This is a genomic window from Tenacibaculum aestuarii (assembly GCF_964510395.1).
GTDB lineage: Bacteria > Bacteroidota > Bacteroidia > Flavobacteriales > Flavobacteriaceae > Polaribacter > Polaribacter aestuarii.
Genome location: NZ_CAZEFY010000001.1, coordinates 795,255 through 811,867, shown reverse-complemented (window position 1 = coordinate 811,867; position 16,613 = coordinate 795,255). Strand labels below are relative to the sequence as shown.

15 protein-coding genes are annotated in these 16,613 nt (G+C 32.5%); 10 read left to right on the top strand and 5 right to left on the bottom strand.

Annotated features, from left to right (window positions below; genetic code table 11):
• Positions 1-45 precede the first annotated feature (45 nt).
• From ACKTSU_RS03905 to ACKTSU_RS03895, 3 genes are all read left to right on the top strand, one after another.
• On the top strand, positions 46-1,083 hold the full coding sequence (locus ACKTSU_RS03905) for a M28 family metallopeptidase (RefSeq protein ID WP_408035035.1): 1,038 nt from the start codon (positions 46-48) through the stop codon (positions 1,081-1,083).
• Between the two features lie 230 nt (positions 1,084-1,313).
• Positions 1,314-2,483, top strand: a complete 1,170-nt coding sequence (locus ACKTSU_RS03900) for a histidine decarboxylase (protein ID WP_408035034.1) — start codon at positions 1,314-1,316, stop codon at positions 2,481-2,483.
• A 54-nt stretch (positions 2,484-2,537) separates the two neighbouring features.
• Positions 2,538-3,167: an outer membrane beta-barrel protein gene (locus ACKTSU_RS03895; protein WP_408035033.1), complete on the top strand. Its 630-nt coding sequence runs from the start codon at positions 2,538-2,540 to the stop codon at positions 3,165-3,167.
• Positions 3,168-3,213: 46 nt separating this feature from the next.
• On the opposite strand, the gene ACKTSU_RS03890 is transcribed toward ACKTSU_RS03895, so the two are convergent.
• The 3 genes from ACKTSU_RS03890 to ACKTSU_RS03880 form a co-directional block, all read right to left on the bottom strand.
• Positions 3,214-4,299, bottom strand: coding sequence for a class I SAM-dependent methyltransferase (locus ACKTSU_RS03890; protein ID WP_408035032.1), 1,086 nt, complete (start codon positions 4,297-4,299; stop codon positions 3,214-3,216).
• A gap of 10 nt (positions 4,300-4,309) precedes the next feature.
• Complete coding sequence (locus tag ACKTSU_RS03885; protein WP_408035031.1) at positions 4,310-5,842, bottom strand: FMN-binding glutamate synthase family protein; 1,533 nt, start codon at positions 5,840-5,842, stop codon at positions 4,310-4,312.
• A gap of 93 nt (positions 5,843-5,935) precedes the next feature.
• On the bottom strand, positions 5,936-6,187 hold the full coding sequence (locus tag ACKTSU_RS03880; RefSeq protein ID WP_133537019.1) for a type B 50S ribosomal protein L31: 252 nt from the start codon (positions 6,185-6,187) through the stop codon (positions 5,936-5,938).
• Positions 6,188-6,382: 195 nt separating this feature from the next.
• Here ACKTSU_RS03880 and ACKTSU_RS03875 point away from each other — a divergent pair, with 195 nt between their 5' ends.
• The gene (locus tag ACKTSU_RS03875) at positions 6,383-7,435 is read left to right on the top strand and encodes a glutaminyl-peptide cyclotransferase (protein ID WP_408035030.1); all 1,053 of its coding nucleotides are present in this window, start codon (positions 6,383-6,385) and stop codon (positions 7,433-7,435) included.
• A 66-nt stretch (positions 7,436-7,501) separates the two neighbouring features.
• Here ACKTSU_RS03875 and ACKTSU_RS03870 read toward each other — a convergent pair whose 3' ends face one another.
• Positions 7,502-8,782, bottom strand: coding sequence for a metal-dependent hydrolase family protein (locus ACKTSU_RS03870; protein ID WP_408035029.1), 1,281 nt, complete (start codon positions 8,780-8,782; stop codon positions 7,502-7,504).
• Positions 8,783-8,856: 74 nt separating this feature from the next.
• Here ACKTSU_RS03870 and ACKTSU_RS03865 point away from each other — a divergent pair, with 74 nt between their 5' ends.
• From ACKTSU_RS03865 to ACKTSU_RS03850, 4 genes are read left to right on the top strand one after another with little or no spacing between them, the layout of a single operon-like run.
• Positions 8,857-9,537, top strand: coding sequence for an SDR family NAD(P)-dependent oxidoreductase (locus ACKTSU_RS03865; RefSeq protein ID WP_408035028.1), 681 nt, complete (start codon positions 8,857-8,859; stop codon positions 9,535-9,537).
• 15 nt (positions 9,538-9,552) lie between these two features.
• Positions 9,553-10,149, top strand: coding sequence for a SprT-like domain-containing protein (locus ACKTSU_RS03860; protein WP_408035027.1), 597 nt, complete (start codon positions 9,553-9,555; stop codon positions 10,147-10,149).
• Positions 10,150-10,159: 10 nt separating this feature from the next.
• Positions 10,160-11,221, top strand: a complete 1,062-nt coding sequence (locus ACKTSU_RS03855; RefSeq protein ID WP_408035026.1) for a mannose-1-phosphate guanylyltransferase — start codon at positions 10,160-10,162, stop codon at positions 11,219-11,221.
• A 36-nt stretch (positions 11,222-11,257) separates the two neighbouring features.
• Positions 11,258-13,243 (top strand): GTP-binding protein, encoded by a 1,986-nt coding sequence (locus ACKTSU_RS03850; RefSeq protein WP_408035025.1) that lies wholly within the window; start codon positions 11,258-11,260, stop codon positions 13,241-13,243.
• Here the strand turns inward: ACKTSU_RS03850 and lpxK are convergent.
• The gene (lpxK, locus tag ACKTSU_RS03845) at positions 13,240-14,271 is read right to left on the bottom strand and encodes a tetraacyldisaccharide 4'-kinase (RefSeq protein WP_408035024.1); all 1,032 of its coding nucleotides are present in this window, start codon (positions 14,269-14,271) and stop codon (positions 13,240-13,242) included. The two genes, ACKTSU_RS03850 and lpxK, sit on opposite strands and share 4 nt — an antisense overlap.
• An 86-nt stretch (positions 14,272-14,357) precedes the next feature.
• On the opposite strand from lpxK, the gene ACKTSU_RS03840 reads away from it, so the two are divergent.
• A complete protein-coding gene (locus ACKTSU_RS03840) occupies positions 14,358-15,452 on the top strand; it encodes a Nif3-like dinuclear metal center hexameric protein (RefSeq protein ID WP_408035023.1) in 1,095 nt (364 codons plus the stop codon).
• A gap of 3 nt (positions 15,453-15,455) precedes the next feature.
• Positions 15,456-16,226, top strand: coding sequence for a zinc ribbon domain-containing protein (locus ACKTSU_RS03835; RefSeq protein WP_408035022.1), 771 nt, complete (start codon positions 15,456-15,458; stop codon positions 16,224-16,226).
• Positions 16,227-16,613 lie beyond the last annotated feature (387 nt).

Genomic DNA, 16,613 nt, shown 5'->3' with positions numbered 1-16,613 from the left:
TGTTACATTTGGAAACTAATCAAACTAAACAAACCTTAATTATTGATGAAAAAATTACTTTACATGGCAGGTGCAATTGCATTGGTAGCATGTGGTTCTAGCAAAGACACTGCTAGTGCCGATAATGATACTACCACTGATTATTCTGCTAAATATGCCAAAACCATTACTGCTAAAGACTTAGGTAAGCACTTATTTATTTATGCTTCCGATGAATTTGAAGGAAGAAATACTGGTGAACCTGGACAAAAAAAAGCAGTAAAATATTTAAAGGATTTCTACGTAAGTCAAGGAATTGCTTCTCCGCTAGGTGGTGATGATTATTTTCAAGAAGTACCATCTGAATATTTAAGCAGTAATCGTAGAGGAATGACTTTAAAAGATTCTGAAAACGTTCTTGCTTTCATCAAAGGAACTGAAAAACCAGACGAAATAATTGTTATTTCAGCTCACTTAGACCATGAAGGTATTAAAAATGGTGAAATATACAACGGTGCTGACGACGACGGTTCTGGAACAGTAGCTATTTTAGAAATTGCTGAGGCTTTTAAACAAGCTGCTGATGCTGGTAAAGGTCCTAAACGTTCTATTTTATTTTTACACGTTACAGGTGAAGAAAAAGGATTATTAGGTTCTAAGTATTACACCGAAAACCCAATTTTCCTATTAGCAAATACGGTTACCAACCTAAATATTGACATGATTGGTAGAGTTGATGACCGTCATAAAGGAAACCCAAACTATGTATATTTAATTGGTTCTGATAAATTGAGTACTGAGTTACACAACATTTCAGAAGCAATGAACAAGAAATACACAAATATCGACTTAGATTACAAGTACAACGATGATAATGACCCTAATCGTTTTTACTATCGTTCAGACCACTATAATTTTGCAAAGCATAACATTCCTATTATTTTTTATTTTAATGGAACACATGCTGATTATCATAGACCAACCGATACACCTGACAAAATTAACTACGAAATGTTAGAAAACAGAGCTCGTTTAGTTTTCCATACTGCTTGGGAAGTTGCTAATCGTGAAAATCGTGTTGTTGTTGATAAAGCTGCAAACTAAGGTCTATCCAAATTTAAATTACAAGTTATAAAGCTCATCAAATTGATGAGCTTTTTTTATGCTTAACTATTAACTCAGATTAAAATCCTTCATTAAAAACTAGTCTCAAGAACTCAAAACAGATTATTTAACGGTTAAAATATTTTTATCAGAAAAATAATCTAACTTTTAATCTTTTAAATGACAAATACTATTGTTTAATATACTTTTGCGCGCTTAAAATTTCACTCATGGCAAACGAGCAAAAATTATCAGTAGAAAATCAAGAAAAACTACATAAACTAGAGCAAGCACTAAGTACTGCTCGTGATACTTTTTTAGGGTATCCTGTATCAAAAGATTTTGACTATTCTGAACTAAATAAATTCTTTCAATATCCAATTAACAACCTTGGTGATCCTTTTGAGCAAGGTACTTACCGCGTACAAACTCATGAAATGGAACGTGAGGTTATCGCCTTTTTCGCTAAGTTATTCAGAGCAAATCCGAAAGATTTTTGGGGCTATGTAACCAACGGTGGTTCTGAAAGTAATTTATACGGATTGTATATCGCTCGCGAGTTGTTTCCTAAAGCCATGGTATACTATTCTGAATCTACACATTACAGTGTTCGAAAGAATATCCATTTATTAAACATCCCAAGTATTGTAATTAAATCGCAAGAAAATGGTGAAATGGATTATGAAGATTTTGAAAATACTGTTCGTATGAATCGTCATAAGCCAGTAATCGTATTGGCTACTTTTGGCACAACCATGAAAGAGGCAAAAGATGACATAGGTAGAATTAAAGGAATATTAAGCAACCTAGCTATTCAAGACCATTATATTCACTGTGATGCTGCTTTGGCTGGATCATTTGGTCCGTTTATGCAACCTCGTTTACCTTTTGACTTTATGGACGGTGCAGATAGTATTTCTATTAGTGGGCATAAATTCATAGGCTCTCCTATTCCTACTGGAGTACTGATGGCTAAACGATCTAACAGAGATAGAATTGCCAAGGGAATTTCTTATATCGGTTCGTTCGATACTACCATTACAGGTTCTCGTAATGGGCATTCACCGTTATTTTTATGGTATGCCTTAAAGCAATTAGGAATTGAAGGTTTACAGCAACGTTACAAGCATAGTTTAGCTGTTGCTGAATATTGCGAAGCTGAATTACAAAAAATTGGAGTAAATGCTTGGAGAAACCCTAATGCGATTACTGTGGTATTACCAAAAACTCCGAAAAGTATAAAAGACAAATGGCAATTAGCAACCGAAGGAGATATTTCTCATGTAATTTGTATGCCCAATGTAACCAAAGCACAAATTGATGAATTTGTAAGCGATTTAAAAAATTGCACCGAACAAATTATTGAAGAGGAATTTTCGTATGATTTTTCATTAAGCTAACATTCGGTTAAATTATAAACAGTACTTTCGGCTGCTTTAAAAGAAAAATTAATTATGAAAAAATTATTACTGTGTACAATGCTTTTTGCTTTTTCGCTTGCTAATGCACAAGAAAAAAAGGACAATGAAAAATTAACTATTGAAAAAGGCACGTGGTATACTGCTGGAAATTTTTCAATTGGAAAAAGTAGTAATGAGTTTGAAGGTTCTCCTGAAACTTCTAAGTACTTTAGTTTTAACTTCTCTCCTAAAGTCGGATACACCATTAACGACAACTTAATTATAGGTTTAGGTGTAGGTTACGGATATTCAAAAAGTGAATCAGGGAATGGAATAGGAAAAGGTAACTCGTACCAAATCTTTCCTTATATCAAAAAACATTTTCCACTTGGAAAGAAATTAACTATTTCGCTACAAGGAGAATTTAGCTATAATTACTCTGAATTTTCAGATAATAGCTTACCTAATCCAAATGAGAGAAACTCTAACCAATATTTTATAGGAATTAGACCAGGAATGACTTACTTCTTAAACAAAAATATTGCCTTAGAAGCTAATATAGGTAGCTTAGGATATTCCAAGACAGACCTTAATGAAAATAATTTTCCAGACAGAGAATCTGACACATTTCAGTTTAATATAAACTCAACTGATTTAATGTTCGGTTTATCGTATTACTGGTAAAAATCAAATTATTATTCTATCAAACAAAAAACGCTAAGAAAATTTCTTAGCGTTTTTTTATACATTCTATAATTTGAAACTTTTTATTCTGTTTTAATATACTCACTGAAGCAAACAATTGATTTAGATGTGTACTATAATTTAGATGCGAATTAGCAACTAGTAAAAATCTTCCGTTTGCTTTTAAACAATTTTCTACACCTCTAAAAAGATTGAGTGCTACTTCTATGTTATTTTCATGTTCAAAATGAAAAGGTGGGTTTGACACTACTAAATCGAACGAGTTTTTATCTAATTTTTCTAAAGTATCATCACATACAAACTGTACTTTTTTTCCTTCTAAGTTTATTTTTGACGACTCAATAGCTAAGTTAAAATCATCTATTAAAGTTACTTCTATATCAGGATTTTGGTTCGTCACTTCATAAGCGATAATACCATTTCCTGAAGCAACATCCAACACTTTTAACTCGTCAGATTTTAACTCTAAATTCTCTAAAAAAAATTGGGTACCAATATCAATACTTCCTGAAGAAAATACTCCGTAATATTGTTGAAGAGTTTTGTCTTTCCATGAAATTGTATTGATAAATTCTTTCTTCGGAAGTGATTTTTTAGGCGATTTCAACACTAATAATCGTGCTTTTTTCCAGGCCTTTGATTGATTTACCTCTTCAAAATATTGTTCAGCAACTTTTATAAAAGAAGTTGAAAAATATTTAGTCATAAATCCACAAACTACTTCAGTATTTTCATGTGAAGCTTTATGAATTTGTTGTAAGAACAACTCAAACAACTCTATCGACTTCGGAATTTTAATCAGTGCCAGCTCAACACTCTGTAAATCTTCTAAAGGAGTTTTATAGTCAACTTCAACAGCTAATTTATTCAGTTCTAAATTTTGACGAATTGCTTTCTGTTGACTTGCATACGTCCAAACTGTAGTGACTTTTTTATCGTGCAAAGCACAATTCCACACCCCGAAACGATCATTAAAAACATGTACCGTTTCTATGTTTCTATCAGCAATAGTATCCAGCACTAACAGTTCGGCATTACTCCAAGCTCGCAAACTTTTATCGAACGTTTTTGGATAACGCTCTAATTGATATGTTTGAGAATTAAACTCCAACAAACTGTTTTTAATACATTAACACTTCTTCTTCTGGATAATAAATTTTATCTAACGAAGTAATCTCTCCTCCTCTATCTCTCCTAAAAATGTGCTTTGATTCAATTTCTGTGATAGACCCTTTTCCCATTGCCGCAGTCATTTCTTTAACCGCACTAATAGTTTTATTGTGGTAATTCTTTACACGTACATTTTTATACTCAACAACCAAGGCTTTTACCAAATCTTTCTCTTGGGTTGCCACCCCTACCGGACATGTATCTAAGTTACACTCACGTGCTTGAATACATCCTAAACTTAACATAAAACTACGTGCCATTCCAATAGCGTCAGCCCCTAAGGCCATGTATTTTATGATATCAAAAGCATCAATAGCTTTTCCGCTTGCGATAATCTTTATTTGCCCTTTTAATCCGTATTTTTTCAATGTTTTATTTACAAAAGAAAGCCCTTCTAGCAACGGAGTTCCTATGTAATTTGAAAATTCTAAAGGTGCTGAACCAGTACCTCCTTCTCCACCATCAACAGCTATATAATCAGGATAATTATTCGCATCTGCAAATGCTTTAATCATCGCTTCAATTTCATCATTATCACCAACACAAAACTTAATTCCTACCGGTTTTCCTCCTGATAAATCTCTAACTTGTTGAATAAACTCAATCATTTCTTCAAAATTAGAAAAGGCATCGTGTCCAGGTGGCGAATCAACGCGTGTAAAAGGTTCTACAGAACGAATTTCTGCAATTTCTTTTGTATTCTTCTTTGCAGGTAATATTCCCCCATGACCAGGTTTGGCTCCTTGAGAAAGTTTTATTTCAACCATTTTCACTTCTGGTCTTACTGCATTTTTCCCAAAAACCTCTGGATCGAAAACACGTTTACCACCTACACTTTTTCCTGCTCCAAAATAGCCTGTTCCTACCTGAAAGATTAAATCTCCACCTTGTAAATGGTAAGGAGATATCCCTCCTTCACCTGTATTATGTGCAAAATTCCCCATTTTAGCTCCTTGGTTCAACGCCATAATAGCGTTCTTACTTAATGAACCAAAAGACATAGCAGAAATGTTAACTATTGAAGCATCGTATTTTTGCGAACACTTATCTGACCCTATTATAACCCTATCTCCACCAATATGATGATGATCTTTAGGAAATAATGAATGTTTTACAAACTCATACCCTTTTGCATATACGTTATGCTGCGTACCAAAAGGAACAGTTTCTATCTCTTTTTTTGAACGCTGATAAACAATACTCCTCTTTTCACGGTTTATTGGTTTTCCGTTTAAATCATCTTCAATAAAGTATTGTTGAATTTTTTCACGCTCTTCTTCAAAAACCCATCGCAAACGAGCAATGACAGGAAACGCCCTCATAAGTGAGTGTTTCTTTTGAATAAAAGCATCGTATATTGCTAATGAAGTAATAGCTGTTGCTATTGTTAACAATATTACATTTCCCATATCTGGCATAAAGTATACTAATACTCCACACAGAATATTAATGGCTAAAACTACAGATAAGATAGTATCTCTCATTTCTATTTTTTTGAGAACAAAAATACAATTTTAACTATAAAAAAAGCCCTGACACATAGCCAGAGCTTCTCGTATATTATTAAATACGTAAAATTACTTTTTGAATTTCGCGTATTTGTTTTTGAACTTATCAATACGTCCTGCAGTATCTACTAACTTAGACTTACCAGTGTAGAAAGGATGTGAAGTTCTTGAAATTTCTAATTTGATTAATGGATATTCAACACCATCTACTTCTAAAGTTTCTTTTGTATTAGCAGTTGAACGCGTTAAGAAAACATCTCCGTTAGACATATCTTTAAACGCTACCATTCTATAATTTTCTGGATGTATACCTTTTTTCATCTCTTGTAAATTTAAATCTTTTATTTTTGTTGAAAAATATAAAGTTGGTAAATCTTTATAATCATTTCATAATTCAAAAACCTGCAATGGCTATTTGAGGGTGCAAATTTAACCCTTTTTTTTAATTTGCAAACAAATAATTTGCTTTAATTTGTAGAACAAGATTTTAAATCACAGAAAACAACTCTTTATTATATGCGTTTTTATACATTTTTAACTTTAGGACTAGCTACTTTATTGATAACTTCTTGTAGTGAAACCAATTACAAATTCAAACTTGACACAACAAAGAAAACTACTTTAGGTGAAAAAGCAGCTATAAAATTTGAACAATTGAAGGGCGATCAAATAGACTCTGTTCAGTTATATGTAAACAACAAACGTGTTAACAAAAATGAAGCTAGTGTAATTATAAATACAGCCGATTTTGGGGTAGGAAAACATGCTGTTACTGCCTTAGCTTTTTATCCGAATAAATCTAAAAAACTAAACAATTCTATTGAAGTTTTAGCGAAAAAAGCTCCTGTAGTATATTCTTATAAACTTCTTAACACCTATCCGCATGACAAAGAAGCTTATACTCAAGGATTAGAGTATAAAAACGGATATTTATATGAAAGTACAGGACGTAGAGGGCAATCTACTTTACGTAAAGTGGAGATTAAAACTGGAAAAGTTTTACAAAAAATTGATTTAGATGCGAAATACTTCGGAGAAGGAATGACCATTTTTAACAATAAAATTTATTGGTTAACATGGCAATCTCGTAAAGGTTTCATCTATGATTTAGAAACTTTTAAACAACTTGGTTCTTTCGATTATAACAACAGTAATGAAGGTTGGGGATTAACACACAACAATTCTGAATTAATAAAAACTGACGGAACTAATAGAATTTGGTTTTTAAACCCTGAAAATCTACAAGAAAAAAGAAGTATTCAAGTGTACACTCACGATAGAGCATTAGACAAACTAAATGAAATAGAGTATATAGACGGTAAAATCTTTTCTAATTACTGGAAAACTGACGGAAAAGGTAAAGCTACCATTGCCATCATAGATCCTAACAGTGGTGCGGTTGAAGGTTTAATTGGTTTAGATGATTTACGTGATACTGTTTTAAAAGAACAAACTTTAGATCAAGACGAGGTTTTAAACGGAATTGCTTACGATGCTGAAAATAATCGTTTGTTTGTTACCGGAAAACATTGGGGAAAATTGTTTGAAATTGAGTTGATCAAACAATAATCTCTTCATTAAAAAGAAAAAAATCCGTTTCCTAAATAATTAAGAAACAGATTTTTTTATTCATCCTTATTTTTTATAAACTACTCCATTTTTCATTACAAAAACTACGTTTTCCATCGTATGGATGTTTTGAGTAGGATCTTCATCTACTGCAATAATATCTGCTAGAAATCCTTTTTTAACTTGTCCTAGCTCATTTTTCATATCTAATAATGCTGCATTAGTTACTGTAGCAGACTGTATAGTCTCCATAGCAGGCATTCCAGCTTCTACCATATACCCAAATTCTTTACCATTCTTACCGTGTTTAAATACTCCAGCATCTGTACCAAAAGCTATTTTTACCCCTCTTTTGTAAGCTCTACTAAAAGTTCCTTGTATTTGTGGACCAACTGCTAATGCTTTAGGTACTACAATCTCTGGATAAAAACCTTTTACTTTGGCCTTCTCTTCAACTTCTTTTCCTGCTGTAATAGTTGGCACCAAGTATGCATCATGCTTTTTCATCAACTCCATTGTTTCATCACTCATATACGTTCCGTGCTCTATAGTTTTTACACCTCCAATAATAGCACGTTGCATTCCTTCATCTCCATGAGCATGAGCCGCTACATGCATTCCATAATCTTTTGCAGTTTCACAAATTGCTTTTATTTCATCAATATTAAATTGCGGATTGTCTCCACTTTTAGCCACACTTAACACTCCTCCCGTAGCTGTAATTTTTATACAATCTGCTCCATTTTTATAACGTTGACGAACTGCTTTTTTTGCATCTTCAACAGAGTTTACGACTCCTTCTTTTGGACCAGGATTCCCAATCAACTCTCTACTACTTCCATTCGTTGGGTCCGCATGCCCACCCGTAGTTGCTAAAGATTTTCCTGCTGTAAATACTCTAGGACCTGTAATTTTACCTGCTTTAATTGCTTTGGCTAAAGAAATATTAACTCCAGTTCCTCCTAAATCTCTTACTGTGGTAAAACCGTTTAACAAAGTAGTTTCTGCAAATTTTACTGAATTATACGCTCTATCAGCTTCATTCAATATATATTTTTCTAATCTCGACTTTGGACTGTGTTCACTTTCAATATGCACATGCATATCAATCAATCCAGGCATTACCACCTTATCTTTTAAATCTATCGTTATATCATCAGTGTTTTCAGGATTCACATAGCCTTTTAACACATCAACAATCTTATTATCCTTTACAATTACGGTTTGTTGTTCTTTTATTTTACCTTTTTCTGTATCAATTAATTTTCCACAAAATATATAGGTGTTTTGAGCAAATGTAGTAATTGACATTGTTAAGAATAGCGCTAAAAAAAGTCTTTTTTTCATGATAATTTAAGAATGATTAAGCAATAAATGTAGTGATTTTTATGTAGCTTGCCTTTTTAAATTTTGACAATTACATGAAGAACATTGTTATTACTGGAACTAGTAGAGGTATTGGTTTTGAATTAGCGCAGCAGTTTGCTAATCAAGGACATCAAGTCTTAGCTCTATCAAGAAATACAAAACCTTTAGAACAAGTAAATCACCCAAACATCACAACCATCTCTGTCGATTTATCTGACGAAAAGGATATAAAAAAAGCGGTTGATTTTGTTTCAACTGAATGGAAAAAGGTAGATATTCTTATCAATAATGCAGGAAAATTGATTAATAAACCTTTTCAACAATTAACTACTCAAGATTTTGAAGAAGTTTATAAAGTGAATGTTTTTGCAGTTGCTGAATTGACTAAAAACCTACTGCCTTTTATGCAACAAGGGAGTCATGTAGTAACAGTGAGTAGTATGGGCGGAATACAAGGAAGCATGAAATTTCCTGGACTAGCCGCTTATAGCTCTGCCAAAGGTGCTGTAATAACCTTATCAGAATTATTAGCTGAAGAATATAAAGAACAACAAATAGCTTTTAATGTATTAGCCTTAGGGGCTGTACAAACAGAAATGTTAGAAGAGGCTTTCCCTGGTTATATCGCTCCATTATCAGCTAAAGAAATGGCTACTTATATTTTTGATTTTGCTTTAACAGGTAACAAATACTACAACGGAAAAGTATTACAAGTTTCAAGTTCTACTCCTTAAATTCAAGTACTACATTTGAAAAAAATATTGATTAAATACATCCCTGAAGAAGCTATTCCGTTAGTTGAATATTTAATTATTGAGCATAAAATCAATTTAAAAATAGTGAGTGAACGCCAAACCAAACATGGTGATTTTCGTCGCTTACCAAATGGTCACATGCAAATTACGGTGAATAACAACTTAAACCCATATCAGTTTTTGTTGACTTTAGTTCATGAAATTGCACATCATGTTACCTATCAAAAATTTGGAAGAGTACAACCTCATGGTAAAGAATGGAAAACAGTTTTCCAACATTTAATGCTACCTTTTTTACAGCCTGATATTTATCCAAAAAATATTCTACCTTATTTAGCTAACTATTTAAAAAACCCAAAAGCCAGTACAGATGCCGATGTAAATTTATCATTAGCACTACGAGAAGGAAAATCAGAAGATGGAAAGAATTTTATCTTTGAAATTCCTAACGGAAGTGTTTTTCAGTTTAAAGAAACACTTTACAAAAGAGGAAATAAACGTAGAACACGCTATGAATGTTTAAATTTAGAAAACAAACGCGTGTATCTATTCAACCAAAATGCAGAAGTGAAGCTAGTCGTTTCTAAATAAACAAAATAGTATGAACACTAATTATTACGCAGTAATTATGGCGGGAGGTGTAGGTTCTCGTCTTTGGCCAGTAAGTACTGAAAAGTACCCAAAACAATTTCACGACCTATTAGGAAGTGGTGAATCTTTACTGCAAAGAACTTTTAGTAGAATTAATCAATTAATTCCTTCTGAAAATATTTTAATTGCCACTAATAAACGTTATGAAGAATTAGTATTAGAGCAGCTTCCTAAAATTAGCGCCAAACAGCTATTACTTGAACCTACAATGCGTAATACTGCTCCTTGTATTTTATATGCTGCGTTAAAAATCCGTCAGCAAAATGAAAATGCTGTGATGTTGGTAGCGCCATCGGATCATTGGATAGAAAATGAAACAGAATTTATTAAGAATATAGAAACTTCTTTTAACGCTTGTTCTCAAGAAGATATATTAATGACTCTAGGAATACAACCGAGTCATCCAAATACAGGTTATGGTTATATTCAGTTTGAAGAAAATTCTTCCGATATAAAAAAAGTAAAAACCTTTACCGAAAAACCGAACCTAGAAAAAGCTACTCAGTTTTTAGCGAGTGGCGACTATTTATGGAATGCTGGTATTTTTGTTTGGTCTGTTTCTAGCATTTTAGATTCCTTTAAAAAACATCTTCCTGAAATGGTAAACATTTTAGAAACCGAAGACAACGTGTACAACACCAATTTTGAAGATGATTTTATTAAACGTAACTATGAAAAATGTGAAAACATTTCTATCGATTTCGGAATCATGGAACGCTCTGAAAAAGTACATGTACTCCCTGTAGATTTTGGTTGGGATGACTTGGGAACTTGGGGTTCTTTATATAACAAACTAGGTAAAGACACTCATCAAAACGCAACAGTTGGAGCCACAACTATATTTAAAGACGCCAACGGAAATATGGTCAGCACTAAAAACGGTAAAAAAGTAGTGGTCCAAGGGTTACAAGATTTTATTATTGTAGAAAAAGATGATGTTTTGGTAATTTGTCCACGTAAAGACGAACAAGACATTAAGCAACTACGAACTGAAGCAAAAGAGAAATTTTAACAAACTATCTCTCTCTTTATAAGATATTATTGATTAATGGAATATTCTAACATTCTTAACATAGGAATTTTAGCGCATGTAGATGCTGGTAAAACTACTTTAACCGAACATTTATTATACCATACAGGAGCTATAAGAAATATCGGAAGTGTAGATAAAGGTTCTACTGTTACTGACAGTTTAGCACTGGAAAAAGAACGTGGAATTTCCATAAAAGCAGCAACCACTTCTTTTATTTGGAACAATACTAAAGTTAATCTTATAGATACTCCTGGACACGTAGATTTTTCTAGTGAAGTTGCAAGAACATTATGTGTGGTAGATGCTGTTGTTTTAGTTGTTTCGGCTGTTGAAGGTGTACAAGCTCATACCTTAACTATTGCGGATGCTTTGCAAAAACTAAAAATCCCTACAATAATTTTCATTAATAAAATTGACCGACAAGGAGCAGATACAGAGAATGTTTTAGAACAGATAAAAGATGAGCTTCAAATTAAAACTGTGTCTATCTATACCAGTCATCATGAAGGATTAGATGCTGCTTGTATTAGTCCTATTTTTCATGATGATTTAATTACCAAAGAACAAAAAGAAGCCATTTTAGAAGAGTTAATTGAAACCGATGAAAGTTTACTAGAACAATACTTAAACGGTCACACCATTACTGATGAGACCTATATAAAATCTATTGTAAAAAACACTTCCAAAGCTTTAATTTCTCCTGTATTTGTTGGAATTGCTAAAAACAACATTGGTGTAAAGGAATTATTAGATGGATTAACAAGTTTCATCAAACCAGATAAAAATACTGCCACACAAGAAACTTCTGCTTATGTATACAAGTTGGAACATCATAAAACTCATGGTGTTATGGCACATGTAAAAGTTTTTTCGGGTGAGTTATCCTCTAAGTCGGTTATTTATAATCACACACAAGCTGTAGAAACTAAAATAAACCAATCAAAAGTTTTTCATCATACCAAACATATTGACACTACTATTAAAACTGGTGATATCGGAATTATTACAGGTGTTGTTGATACAAAAACAGGAGACATTCTTGGCAACCCCGAAGGAATTCCAAAACTACCAGAATTAAACACGCCTGTTTTGAGTGTACAAGTAATACCTGATAATGATAAAGATTACAATGCTTTAGCGCAGGCTTTACAAATCATAGACAGAGAAGATCCAACGCTACAGTTCAAATGGCATAAACCCGAAAAAGAATTATTATTGTTACTAATGGGAGATATGCAAATTGAAGTGCTTACACATGTTTTATTAGAGCGATTTTCAATACCAGCTACTTTTACAGAGCCTCAAATTGTTTATAAAGAAACCATAAGCAAAGCCGCAGAAGGTTATGTTCGTTATTGGATGCCTAAACCTTGTTGGGCAATCATGACTTTTTTAATTGAACCAGCTCCTTTAAATTCTGGTGTTAGTTACCAATCTATTGTTTCTAAAAACGACATTCATAACAAATATCAAAACGAAATAGCCAGAACGATTCCTAAAGCTTTAGAACAAGGTTTACTTGGCTGGGAAGTAACCGATGTAAAAATAACATTGATTAAAGGAGAAGATCATAATGTACATTCAAGACCTGGTGATTTTAACTTAGCTACTCCTATGGGAATCATGAAAGGTTTACAAGCTGGTGGAACACATTTGCTGGAACCTTTAGTTCGCTTTGAAATAAAAACAAATGAAGAGTTTTTAAGTAAAATTATTTCAGAACTTACTACGAGAAGAGCTACTATTAACTCTCCTACTTTTCAAAATGAAATGATGCATCTTACAGGAACGATTCCTGTTGCTACTTCTTTAGATTTAAGTATTAAATTAAATACTATTTGTAGTGGTCGTATACGTTTACGAATGGTTTTTCATGGTTATGACGTGTGTCCTGAAGGAGAAGGAGAGTCAAGACCTTTTAAAGGAGTGAATCCATTAGACGAAGCTCAATGGATTTTACATCGACGAGGTGCTTATAAAGCTGACGAACGAGTTATTTAGTTTATCTTTTTTACTTCACTCAACACCAAAGAGTTAAAAACTTTCTCTTCACTTATAAAGTGACTTTTTATAGAGATATAATTAAGAGAATCAACCTTTCCTTCTAAACGCATATAATCCTTTTCGGTAGTTAGTATGATTTTTTGCTGAGAAGTTAATGTTTCATATGATTTCTTGATATTCTCAATATCTTGATTCGTAAAATTATGGTGGTCAGGAAAGTTTAGATGCTTGAAACTTACTTTCTTTTCTTTCAAAAAATTCAATAAAGGAGTCGGATTCGCAATTCCCGTCACTAACAACACTTCTTTATCCTGCAAATCATCAATTGTTAACTCATTTGTTCCTTTTAAATTCTCATCGTAAGCTATTGTTGTAAAGAATACTTTTTGATATGGCTTTGGATTGAGTTTTCTCACTATTTTTTCTTGCGCTACTTCAGATAAATTTTCAGGACATTTCGTAACCACAATCATCTTTGCTCGTTTAGCCCCTCTCCTACTTTCTCGTAAATTTCCTGTAGGTAATAAAAAATCATCTACAAATAAATCGTTATACTTTGTGAGTAAAATATAACTACTCGCCGTTACTTTTCTATGCTGATAAGCATCATCTAACAATACAATTTCTGGCGGATTATTGCGCTGTAACAACTGTTGAATTCCATTCGTTCTATCAGCATCCACAGCTATGGTAACATCTTTTTTAAACTTCTTATAAAACTGTAAAGGTTCATCTCCTACATCTTCTGCAGTATGGGTATCATTTACTACTTGAAACCCCTCTGTTTTACGTTTATATCCACGACTTAAAACAGCAATATTATAATCATCTTTCAATAATCGTATCAAATATTCAATCTGTGGAGATTTTCCTGTTCCTCCTACACTTAAATTACCAACAGCAATTACAGGAATATCAAAAGAAGTAGATTTTAAAATCCCCAAATTAAAAAACCAATTACGAATCCTCGTAATTACATCATACAAAACAGCAAACGGAAATAATAAAAATCGAAGTAGTTTCATTACTTCAAAAGTACTAAATTAGTTTTTACACTTACAACACAAAAACTTTTAAACTTTGTAACTTTACAACTTTCAAACTCAAAAAAATGCAAATAAAAGACGTTACCAATTACATTGAACAATTAGCTCCACTTTCATATGCTGAAGATTTTGATAATGTTGGCTTACTAATAGGAAACTATACTACTAAAGTTACTGGAGTTTTAGTCACATTAGATACCCTTGAAGAAACTGTAGATGAAGCAATTGCTAATAACTGTAATCTTATTGTGAGTTTTCATCCTATTGTGTTTAGCGGATTGAAAAAGATTAACGGTAACAATTATGTAGAACGCGTCGTATTAAAAGCTATTCAACACAACATTGCTATTTATGCTACACATACAGCTTTAGATAATGTTAACAATGGAGTTTCAGCTAAAATGGGAGAAGTTTTGGGGTTAGAAAACATGAAAACTTTGATTCCTAAAAAAGGAATCATCAAAAAACTAACAACTTATGTTCCGTTTGCCGAAGCTACTAATTTACGTGAAAAATTATTTGAAGCCGGCGCAGGAAGTATTGGGAATTATGATAACTGTTCTTTTAATGTAGAAGGAAAAGGAAGCTACAGAGGAAACGAAAATTCAAATCCTACAGTAGGGAAAAAAGGTAAATTGATGTTTGAAGAAGAAACCTGTATTACAGTAACATTTGATTCTTATTTAGAAGGAAAAATACTTTCAGCTCTCTTTAAAAATCACCCGTATGAAGAAGTTGCTTACGAAGTTATTACCTTAGATAACCAAAACCAACATATAGGTATGGGAATGATTGGAGAACTTTCTTCACCAATGAATGAAAAAGACTTCTTGTTATTTGTAAAAGAAACCTTTAAAACTGGTTGTGTTCGACACTCAGAACTACTTGACAAACCTATTAAAAAAGTAGCTGTACTAGGAGGCTCAGGGAGTTTTGCTATTAAAAATGCCTTACGAGCTGGCGCCGATGCTTACATTAGTGCTGATTTTAAGTACCATGAGTTTTTTAAAGCAGAAAAAAACATCTTACTTACCGATGTTGGACATTATGAAAGCGAACAATTTACAAAAAATCTTTTAGTTGATTATCTTAACAAAAATTTTAGTACTTTTGCAATTATTTTAAGCGAAAAGAGTACAAATCCAATATACTATATTTAACAGATGGCAAAAAAAGAAGTAACGGTAGAAGAAAAATTAAGAGCGTTATATGATTTACAGTTAATCGATTCTAGAATTGACGAAATTAGAAACGTTCGCGGTGAATTACCTTTAGAAGTTGAAGATTTAGAAGATGAAGTTGCCGGATTAAACAAGAGACTTTCTAATTTAGCTGAAGATGTTAAAAATTTAGAAACTGATATTAGCAATAAAAAATTAGCTATTGATGAGTCTAAAACATTAATTAAGAAGTACGAAGAACAACAAAAAAACGTTCGTAATAACCGTGAGTTTGATTCTTTAACAAAAGAAGTTGAATATCAAGAATTAGAAATTCAATTATCAGAAAAAAGAATTAAAGAATTCAAAGCTAAAATCGCTCAAAAGAATGAGGTTATCGAGAATACTAAAGAGAAATTAGCACAACAAGAAAACCATTTAACTCACAAAAAAGGCGAATTAGATGCTATCTTAAAAGAAACTGAAAAAGAAGAGCAGTTATTAAAAGAAAAATCAGAAGAGTTCTCTCAATCTATCGACGATCACTTATTATCTGCTTATAAAAGAATTAGAACTAAAGTACGTAACGGATTAGCTGTTGTAGCTATTGAGCGTGGTGCCGCTGGAGGTTCTTTCTTTACCATTCCACCACAGGTGCAGTTAGAAATTGCTAACCGTAAGAAAATTACAATTGATGAGCACAGTGGACGTATCTTAGTTGATGCCGCTTTAGCACAAGAAGAAAAAGAAAAGATTGATAGTTTATTCGCTTAATATTTTTTCTACAATATATTTCAAGCCCTCTTTTTAGAGGGCTTTTTTTTTGACAAGAAGCTATGTTTCTTTTTTCACTATATTTAGTTCGTAAAATGAAAAAGAATAAAATTGCTAAAAACTTCTGCTTATCCTGCCAAAAAAGGAGTATAATGGTAAAATTATTCTGTATATAAACTAGTTGGGTTTAATGCTGGAGCAAGTTTGCGCAACTGAAAAAAGCCTGGTTTTATTTTCGGATTTTTTCAGAATTTTAAGGTAGATAGTTCAGAAAAACTATCGTGCCGAATTTCAAAATTTTATGGAATCACTACTCAAACGTGGAATGAAAAGCAACAGCGGAATTGCTCACTCGAACGCTGACTGAATTGCTGTGCGGAATTTGAC